This is a genomic window from Kordia sp. (assembly GCF_045105435.1).
Taxonomy (GTDB): Bacteria; Bacteroidota; Bacteroidia; order Flavobacteriales; family Flavobacteriaceae; genus Kordia.
In genome coordinates this window covers 1-9366 of record NZ_JBGCDL010000407.1, presented here as the reverse complement: position 1 = coordinate 9366, position 9366 = coordinate 1, and the positions used below count along the sequence as shown (strand labels likewise).

At 36.0% G+C, this 9366-nt stretch carries 8 protein-coding genes; 7 read left to right on the top strand and 1 reads right to left on the bottom strand.

The window, feature by feature from the left end; translation table 11 throughout:
- The 4 genes from AB8B65_RS20595 to AB8B65_RS20580 all read left to right on the top strand — a co-directional run.
- On the top strand, positions 1 to 1235 hold a 1235-nt coding region (locus tag AB8B65_RS20595), incomplete at its 5' end, for a gliding motility-associated C-terminal domain-containing protein (protein ID WP_405303165.1).
- A gap of 72 nt (positions 1236 to 1307) precedes the next feature.
- A complete protein-coding gene (locus tag AB8B65_RS20590; RefSeq protein WP_405303164.1) occupies positions 1308 to 2243 on the top strand; it encodes a type IX secretion system membrane protein PorP/SprF in 936 nt (311 codons plus the stop codon).
- Positions 2244 to 2254: 11 nt separating this feature from the next.
- Complete coding sequence (locus AB8B65_RS20585) at positions 2255 to 4201, top strand: OmpA family protein (RefSeq protein WP_405303163.1); 1947 nt, start codon at positions 2255 to 2257, stop codon at positions 4199 to 4201.
- Positions 4202 to 4298: 97 nt separating this feature from the next.
- Positions 4299 to 4625, top strand: a complete 327-nt coding sequence (locus tag AB8B65_RS20580; RefSeq protein WP_405303162.1) for a hypothetical protein — start codon at positions 4299 to 4301, stop codon at positions 4623 to 4625.
- 40 nt (positions 4626 to 4665) lie between these two features.
- Here AB8B65_RS20580 and AB8B65_RS20575 read toward each other — a convergent pair whose 3' ends face one another.
- Positions 4666 to 6711, bottom strand: a complete 2046-nt coding sequence (locus AB8B65_RS20575; protein WP_405303161.1) for a T9SS type A sorting domain-containing protein — start codon at positions 6709 to 6711, stop codon at positions 4666 to 4668.
- Between the two features lie 233 nt (positions 6712 to 6944).
- Here AB8B65_RS20575 and idi point away from each other — a divergent pair, with 233 nt between their 5' ends.
- The 3 genes from idi (at position 6945) to AB8B65_RS20560 (ending at position 8944) form a co-directional block, all read left to right on the top strand.
- Positions 6945 to 7469, top strand: coding sequence for an isopentenyl-diphosphate Delta-isomerase (idi, locus tag AB8B65_RS20570; RefSeq protein WP_405303160.1), 525 nt, complete (start codon positions 6945 to 6947; stop codon positions 7467 to 7469).
- Positions 7470 to 7554: 85 nt separating this feature from the next.
- Positions 7555 to 7965 (top strand): 6-pyruvoyl trahydropterin synthase family protein, encoded by a 411-nt coding sequence (locus AB8B65_RS20565; protein ID WP_405303159.1) that lies wholly within the window; start codon positions 7555 to 7557, stop codon positions 7963 to 7965.
- Positions 7966 to 7969: 4 nt separating this feature from the next.
- A complete protein-coding gene (locus AB8B65_RS20560) occupies positions 7970 to 8944 on the top strand; it encodes a type I phosphomannose isomerase catalytic subunit (RefSeq protein ID WP_405303158.1) in 975 nt (324 codons plus the stop codon).
- Positions 8945 to 9366 lie beyond the last annotated feature (422 nt).

Here is a 9366-nt window from a genome sequence, read left to right as displayed (position 1 = left end):
ATTGTGATGGAGACGGAGTAACAAATGGAGACGAATTGAATCCACCAAACGGAGGAACACCAACTGATCCAAATGATCCATGTGATTCTAATGCAGATGATGTAACACTAGCACAAAGTGATGAATATTTAGCAGCAGATTGTGATGGAGATGGAGTATCAAATGGAGACGAATTGAATCCACCAAACGGCGGAACACCAACAGATCCAAATAATCCATGTGATTTCATTGACGGCGATCAAACAGTAGCAGTAAGTGGAGATTACTTAACAGCAGATTGTGATGGCGATGGAGTAACAAACGGAGATGAGTTAAATCCACCAGATGGAGAAACACCAACAGATCCAAATGATCCATGTGATTTCGTAAACGGAGATCAAACAGTAGCGCAAACAGGAGAATATTTAGCAGCAGACTGTGATGGCGATGGCGTAACAAACGGAGACGAATTGAATCCACCAAACGGAGACGATCCAACTGATCCAAATGATCCATGTGATTCTAATGCAGTTGATATTACAGTTACACCTTCTGGAGATTACTTAGCAGCAGATTGTGACGGAGATGGAGTATCAAACGGAGACGAATTGAATCCACCAAACGGAGACGATCCAACTGATCCAAACGATCCATGTGATTCTAATGCAGAAGATGTTACAATAATGCAAAGCGATGAATATTTAGCAGCAGATTGTGATGGAGATGGAGTATCAAATGGAGACGAATTGAATCCACCAAACGGAGACGATCCAACCGATCCAAATGATCCATGTGACTTGAATGTTATTGATATCACATTAGATCCTAGTCAAGAGTGGATAGATGGAGATTGTGATGGAGACGGAATACCAAACGGACCAGATGGAACTGATGACGAAGATGGTGATGGAATTCCAAACTTCTTAGATATCAACAATTCAAATACTGTAGAAGATGACTTGGAATTCTTCAACGCGGTAACGCCAAACGGAGATGGAGATAACGATGTATTCACTATAAGAAACATTGAAATGTTCCCAGACAACACAGTACGTATCTATAACAGATGGGGAGTTTTAGTGTACGAGACACAAGGATATGGACAAAACGGAAACTATTTCCGAGGTATATCTAACGGTCGAGTTACAGTTCAGAAAAACAAACTGTTACCAGTAGGAACATATTACTACGTTGTTGATTATGTAGCCAATGGTGTAAACAAAAGCAAAGCCGGTTACTTATATATACAACGATAAATAATACAAGCGTACATACTATTTCGATAGTATGTACGCTATAACTAATAAACAAAAACATAGCTTACTATAATGAGAAATAAAATAATCATCATCATAGTCTTATTGAGCACTGTATTTTCAATAGAAAGTTACGGTCAACAGGACGCTCAGTATACGCAGTACATGTATAATACCATGACTATCAATCCAGCCTACGCCGGATCGAGAGGAGTACTTAGTATTGCGGGATTACATCGTTCACAATGGGTAGGTTTAGAAGGTGCGCCACGTACGCAAACACTAAATTTACATACACCAATAGGAAGAACAGGAAAAGTAGGATTAGGAGTTTCTATTATAAATGACCAACTAGGACCAACTGATGAAACCTATTTTGATATCGATTTCTCGTATACTATAAAAACATCTGAGCAAGGCAAATTATCTTTCGGGATAAAAGCAGGTGGACACTTACTTGATGTATGTTTTGATTGTTTAAACGAATACAGTCCCAATGATGTATTATTACAAAGCAATATTGATAATAAATTCTCGCCAAATGTAGGAGCCGGAATTTACTATAGAAACTCTGAAAAATGGTATGTTGGACTATCAGCACCAAACTTATTAGAAACAAAACACTTTGATGAATCTTCACTATCTGTGGCCAGAGAACGTATCAACTTATACTTAATAGGTGGATATGTATTTGATATGAGTGATAGCGTAAAATTTAAACCTGCAGTACTATTCAAAGCAGTATCTGGAGCGCCTTTACAGGCAGATTTATCAGCCAACTTCCTAATCAATGACAAACTTACACTAGGAGCAGCCTACAGATGGAGTACCGCGTTTAGTGGATTGGTCGGGTTGCAACTATCAGACAGTTTTATGGTCGGTTTTGCGTATGACCGTGAAATTACCGAACTAGGAAACACACAATTTAATGATGGTTCGTACGAAGTATTCTTACGTTTCGAATTGTTTAATAACCGTGATAAAATAATCTCACCAAGATTCTTCTAAAACTAACGATGATGACACGAACAAAATATTTCATATACACTTTAGTAAGTTTATTCGTCCTAGTAGGATATGCACAGGAGGACAAACTTGACAAAGCAAACGAAAAATACGATAGCTATGCGTTTATAAACGCCATAGAAATCTATGAAGAAGTTGCTGAAGAAGGATACAAATCAAAAGAACTGTTTGAAAAACTTGGAAACTCATACTATTACAATGCCGATTTGACAAACGCAGCAAAATGGTATGACGAACTATTTAAACTAGGAGAAGAAGTAGCACCAGAATATTATTTTCGCTATGCACAAAGCTTAAAAGCCGTGAAACGCTATGCTGAATCTGATCAAAAAATGCAAGAATTTAGTAAGCTTACAGGAAACGATATTCGTGGAACAAAGTTTATGAACACACGTAATTATCTTGATCAAATAGCAGAACAATCAGGTCGTTTTCGTATTGAAAACTTAGGCATAAACTCACCATATTCTGACTTTGCACCTTCTTTCTATCTGGAAAATAACTTAGTGTTTTCTTCAGCAAGAGATACAGGTGTTGCACAACGTTACAAACACAAATGGAATGCACGTCCGTTCTTAGACTTATACGGAGCAGAAGTTGCTGACAACGGAAGTTTGGCAAATGTTGATAAATTCTCAGGAAAACTCAATACAAAATACCACGAATCTACCACAGTGTTTACCAAAGACGGAAACACCATGTATTTTACGCGTAACAATTACTACAAAGGAAAATACAAAAAGGATAGAAAAGGAATCAACAAACTAAAAATATTCAGAGCAACACGCGAAGATGGTCGTTGGATAAATATTGAAGAATTACCATTTAACAGTGATTTGTACTCTGTAGCACATCCAGCGTTAAGCGTAGACGAAAAAACACTTTATTTTGCTTCTGATATGCCAGGAACACTTGGTCAGTCAGATTTATTTATGGCGACAATCAATGATGATGGAACTTTTGGCGAACCTAAAAACTTAGGAAAAGGAATCAATACGGAAGCTAGAGAAAACTTCCCATTTATAAGTCAAGACAACGAATTATTCTTTTCATCTGACGGACATGTTGGTTTGGGTGGATTGGATGTTTTTGTGATGCGTTTAGATGATGAAGAACAAATAATTTACAATGTTGGTGAACCAGTGAATAGTCCTGTTGACGATTTCTCATTCATCATCAATACAAAAACTAAAAAAGGATACTTTGCGTCTAATCGTGATGGTGGACAAGGCGATGATGATATTTATTCATTCCTTGAAATGAAACCAATTCAATGGACATGTGAGCAAGAACTTATTGGTGTGGTAAAAGACTCTAAAACGAATGAAATTCTTGTAGGTGCGCAAGTGAAATTATTTGACAAAGACAATACAGAATTAGAAAATACCTATAGTGACGAACAAGGAAACTTTAGATTCAGAGCAATTCTAGAATGTGAAGAAGTATACTTTGTAAGAGGATCTAAAAAAGATTACAACACTGCCGAAGTATTGTTGCCAAAAACAGCAGAAGCTGGTGTACGATCAACAGTATTATTGCTTGAAAAAGAAGAAGTTCCTTTTGAAGTAGGTGATGACTTAGCAAAAATATTAAACATTCCAATAATCTACTTTGACTTTGATAAATCGAATATTCGTCCTGACGCTGCGGCGGAATTGCAAAAAGTAGTGGCTGTGATGAATAAATACCCAACGCTTAAAATTGACGTACGTTCGCATACGGATAGTCGTGGTAGAGATGCGTATAACAAAAAATTATCGCAACGTCGTAACAAATCTACAATCGAATATATAATTTCCAGAGGAATTGACCGTAGCAGACTCATAGGAGCTGGTTACGGAGAAGAACGTTTGGTAAACAATTGTAGCAATGGTGTCAAATGTTCTGAAGAAGAACACCAACTCAACAGGCGAAGTGAATTCATCGTTACAGAACGATAAAATAAAAAACATACAACATAAAAAAGCATTCTAATTTACTTTAGAATGCTTTTTTAGTATCTTGTGAATTGAGCCGATCTTTTAATACATACCAAAAATGAAAAATAATGCCTTATTTTTTATAGTTTCACTACTGCTCATACTATCTTCTTGTGCAAGAACAATCAATTTAAAAGTAAGTTCGTCTGAACTTAAATTTTTGGATACCATATACTATCAAAATAAAAATATGAAAATGGTAAGTGTCGAATGGGTTTTCTATGAAAAAAATATCTGTAGTTATTCCGTTTCCATGTTCAGAAAAAAAACACATATCGGAACGTGGACGTTACAAAACGATTCTATAATGGTAAGTTTCATTCCCACAAAAGCAGACACACCAAAAGATACAAAGATTGCTATAAAGGATTGCGAACAAAAGTAAGATGTTAGATGCGATACGCTTATTATAATAAAGAACTGTATTAGCGTTTTACCATTTTAAATACTTCCTTTTTTTGTTTGCTAGTAACTTCAATAAAATACATTCCTGTTGCAAATTTAGCTACAGGGATTTTAATATTTTCGTTTGTAGTTGAATAAAAATTCAACACTGTTTTCCCTTCTATATTACATATTTTAATGGAGTCAATATTTTCTTGCGATTGTATATTTAGAATGTCGTCCACAGGATTTGGGTACATCACAATTCCCAAATCTAAACTCACTTCCGAAGTAGCTAATACTTGAAATTCATTAACTTGAATAAAATCAATTGCCATATCACTCGGATGTAGTTCTTGGGAAGCTGACATGCCTGTAAATCGCAATCTAATTTCGCCAGAAAAAGCACTTAAATCTACAAGTGTACTTAGCCAAGGATCATTGCTAGCTGTTTGTTGTTCTCCAGAAATGACATGCACATCTTCTGTCCAACTTCCGTTAGCAAAAACAGCAACGCTCAAAGACCCAATATTTGCTCCGTACATGTGATAATAAAATTTTACAGCTGGAGTTGTTAAGCCAGATACATCTATAAAAGGCGAGTAGATAGACGAAGCATCTGGAGCAATGGCAAAACTGCTTCCGCCATTAATATGAGAAGATTCAATATGAAAATAATTAGTTCCTTCATACGCTTGTGATGGTCCAGTATTATTGCTAAGAGTTCCGCCGCCATTGTTTACAATATCCCAGCGGTATAAATGTGTCTCATACCGATCCGTTTTCCAGCAATTATTTATAACTCCTCTTGTTGTTCCTGATTGCAACTCAACATCTTCTGTCCAAGGTGCTACAACGGAACAAACGGTTTGAAAATTTGAAGTTACCAAAGCGCTATCATCTGTTCCAGCGACAGCTCCGCAAATTGCTTGTACATATACATCATATTCAGTTCCTGCCGTGAGTCCTGTAATTGTATAGGAAGCTTGAGAAGTTTGTAATGTAATTCCCGTTCCCGGCGTAAAACCGATTGGTCGATACTCAATTTTCCAATTTGTTTCTGTATGTCCAGCAGTCCAAGTAATGTTTGCAGTTTCTGTTGTAATTTCATCAAAAGGAATCATAACATTTTTCGGAGACGGGCAACTAGGCGCTTCTTTCACTTCAATCGTATCAATTCCTGTAAAACTTCCATTCGTATAATCGCCAGAATACCAACCAACCCAATCGATATCAGCATACGTAAATCGAATTTTAATACTACCGTCATAGCCGTCTAATAAAATCGTTTTCTTTTTCCAAGGATCACTTATTTCCAATTGTCTTTCTGCATTGGTAACAGCTCCTATACCATTAGTCCATGCGCCGTTGTGATAAATATCAACAGAAAGTTCTCCTTGAAATCGTCCATACACATGATAATCAAAACTCAATTCAGCCAAACTCAATGTACTTATATCTATATCCGGACTCACCAAATAAAGACTGCTAAACAAATTAGATTGAAGCGTAGGAGAAAAAACCTTGTTGCCACTTGCGGGCATTGGTGCATTAGGGTAGGCACTTGCATCAATAACTCCCCAAGTAGAGAGTGCGTCAGGTTGTCCGTCTATCCCAACAGAATAAACTTCCCAACAAGCGATATTAGCGCCAGGATTATCAATTGCTGGAAAAGCTTCCATATCTTCTGTCCAAGGAGTTGTTGGATCATTTATAGAATAATCAAACTGAATTTCAATTTCGTTATTAGAAGCATCTGAATCTCCTGGTAAATCGGTCCAAATTCGCAAAGTATTCATTCCTTGTATCGGACTAATTTCTTGCGAAAAACTATTATTTAGATTTAAAAACGAGACAAAATTTAAGTCTTCTTGAACGATAGTGTCACTGTTTAATTGATAAAAACAAGGCACTAATCCGTCATAACTACCACTATGATCTGGTTTTATTGTAACAGTGAATGTTTCAGAAACATTCGAACAAAAATTAGTTACATCAGGAGAAACAATTTCAAGAATTCCAACGTTTTGAGAAGAAACAAATACTGAAAAGAGCAATAAAAAAGGTGCAATGTAATGTTTTTTCATAAATAATAGTTGGTGTCGGTTGTTCATGTAAGATATCCTAAATATAAGGAAAAAGAGTAACTAGTCGTGTGATAAATAGTTCAAAATAGATAAAAACAGGAAAAATATATCTTGTCAAACCTTTAGAAACATACTGATAATAAAAAAACTTATGTTAATTTTAACTAAAAAATAGCAACTAAGTATAATATTCACAAAAAGCTATTTCGTAAATTTGTGTTCCAACAAAAAATATGACAAAAGAAAACGTAATTCTAGTAAACGAAAACGACGAACAAATCGGCGTTATGGAAAAAATAGAAGCGCATGAAAAAGCTGTATTGCATAGAGCTTTCTCCGTATTCATTCTCAACGACAAAGGAGAACTCATGCTACAACAACGCGCTTTACATAAATACCATTCTCCAGGTTTATGGACCAATACCTGTTGCAGTCACCAACGTGAAGGTGAAAGTAACATTGGTGCAGGTAAACGAAGATTGCAAGAAGAAATGGGATTTGTTACCGAACTTGCGGAAGCAGTTTCGTTTATATACAAAGCAGCTTTTGACAACGGATTAACCGAGCATGAATACGATCATGTAATCATAGGAACGTACAATGACGAACCCAGCATCAATCCGGATGAAGTAGCTTCTTGGAAATGGATGGACGTGCAAGCGGTGAAAGATGATATTGCGGCAAATCCGGACATGTATACAGCTTGGTTTAAAATCATATTTGAAAAATTTTACAAACACATAAAAGTCGATACATGAAACGAGCATGTTAAAAAAAATATTACCAAAGGGAATGGTTAATAGCGAACAGCATGTGACCAATAAAAGACAAACAAAATAACACATGAAAGTTACCGTAAGTAGAAAAGCACACTTTAACGCTGCACACAGATTGTATCGACCAGATTGGGACGATGCTAAAAACAACGAAGTCTTTGGTAAATGTAACAATCCAAACTTTCATGGACACAACTATGAAATGATTGTGAGTGTAAAAGGACCAATTGATCCAGAAACAGGATATGTAATGGATGTAAAAATCCTAAAAGATCTTATTAAGTCAGAAGTAGAAGATGCGTTTGATCATAAAAACTTAAACTTGGATGTTCCGGAATTTAAAAACTTAAATCCTACGGCAGAAAACATTGTAGTAGTCATTTGGAATAAGCTCAGAAAACACATCAGTCCTTCATTACAATTAGAAGTTGTATTATACGAAACGCCAAGGAACTTTGTAAAATATACTGGAGAATAAAAATATGAAATTACATCCTTTAAAATTTGAACCAATCTACAAAGAACGTATTTGGGGAGGCGACAAATTACGAACGCAACTCAACAAAAATAGTTCGGGAGACGCTATTGGCGAAAGTTGGGAAGTATCGGATGTAAAAGGCGAACCGTCTGTAGTAGCAACAGGCAAACTAAAAGGCAAAACACTTCAAGAACTTAGCGAAACCTATCAATCAGCACTATTAGGAAAAAAAGTATACGATGCATTCGGAACAAAATTTCCACTGCTTATCAAATACATAGATGCTAAAAGTGACTTATCTATCCAAGTACATCCAAACGATCAATTGGCAAAAGAACGCCACAACTCATTCGGAAAAACGGAAATGTGGTATGTAATGCAAGCAGATGAAGGCGCCAAACTCATGGTGGGTTTCAATCAAGAAGTTACCAAAGAACAATATCAAGAACATCTTAAAAACAATACACTTACCGAAATTCTTAACTTTGAAGAAGTAAAAAAAGGCGATGTATATTTTTTGCCTACGGGCAGAATTCATGCCATTGGTGGCGGAATTGTCTTAGCGGAAATTCAGCAAACTTCAGACATTACATATCGAATTTACGATTGGAATCGAGTAGATGCACAAGGAAATGGGCGTGAACTGCATACTGATTTAGCCATAGATGCGATCGATTACACATTACATACAAACTACAAAACGGACTATCAAGAAACGCAAAACGAAGTAACTACTATTGTGGATTGTCCGTATTTCACAACAAATCTTATTCCCTTTTCAGGAGAATTGACACGCAACCATGACGACAAAGATTCATTTGTCATTTACATGTGTGTGAAAGGAAACGTCACCTTTGAAACCGACAAATACAAAGAAGTACTCAAATTTGGCGAAACGTTATTACTGCCAGCGGCACTCAAAAACATAAAAATAAGCACAGATGAAGCTTCTGAACTTTTGGAAGTCTATGTTGGGTAGATTTTAGTATTTAGCCATTAGTATTGAGAGTTTTCAAACGTCATTTCGAGTGGCAAATCTATGATTTGTTGTATCGAGAAATACTTTGAAACCATTTGTGTAAAGCCAACGTAAATTTTCACTTCGTACTACCAAACAAACTAAAAAAGTATTGAGTATTGAGACATTAGTATTGAGAAGTTTCAAAGGAAAGTTCATATCTCAAAATACCGAAGAATCAAGCTAAAAATATTCGTTGTAAAGAAATCATACAACTATCTAGTTTTTTAGAAACAGATTGCTTCACTTCGTTCGCAAAGACGTATCAAGTAAGTCTAATAATCTCAAAGGCTAGCGCGAGTTTTTAACTCGTGCCGTCAAACAAGCTAAAAATTCGTGCATTCGTGGTAAGAGGAAATCAAGCTAAAAAAATATTTAGTATT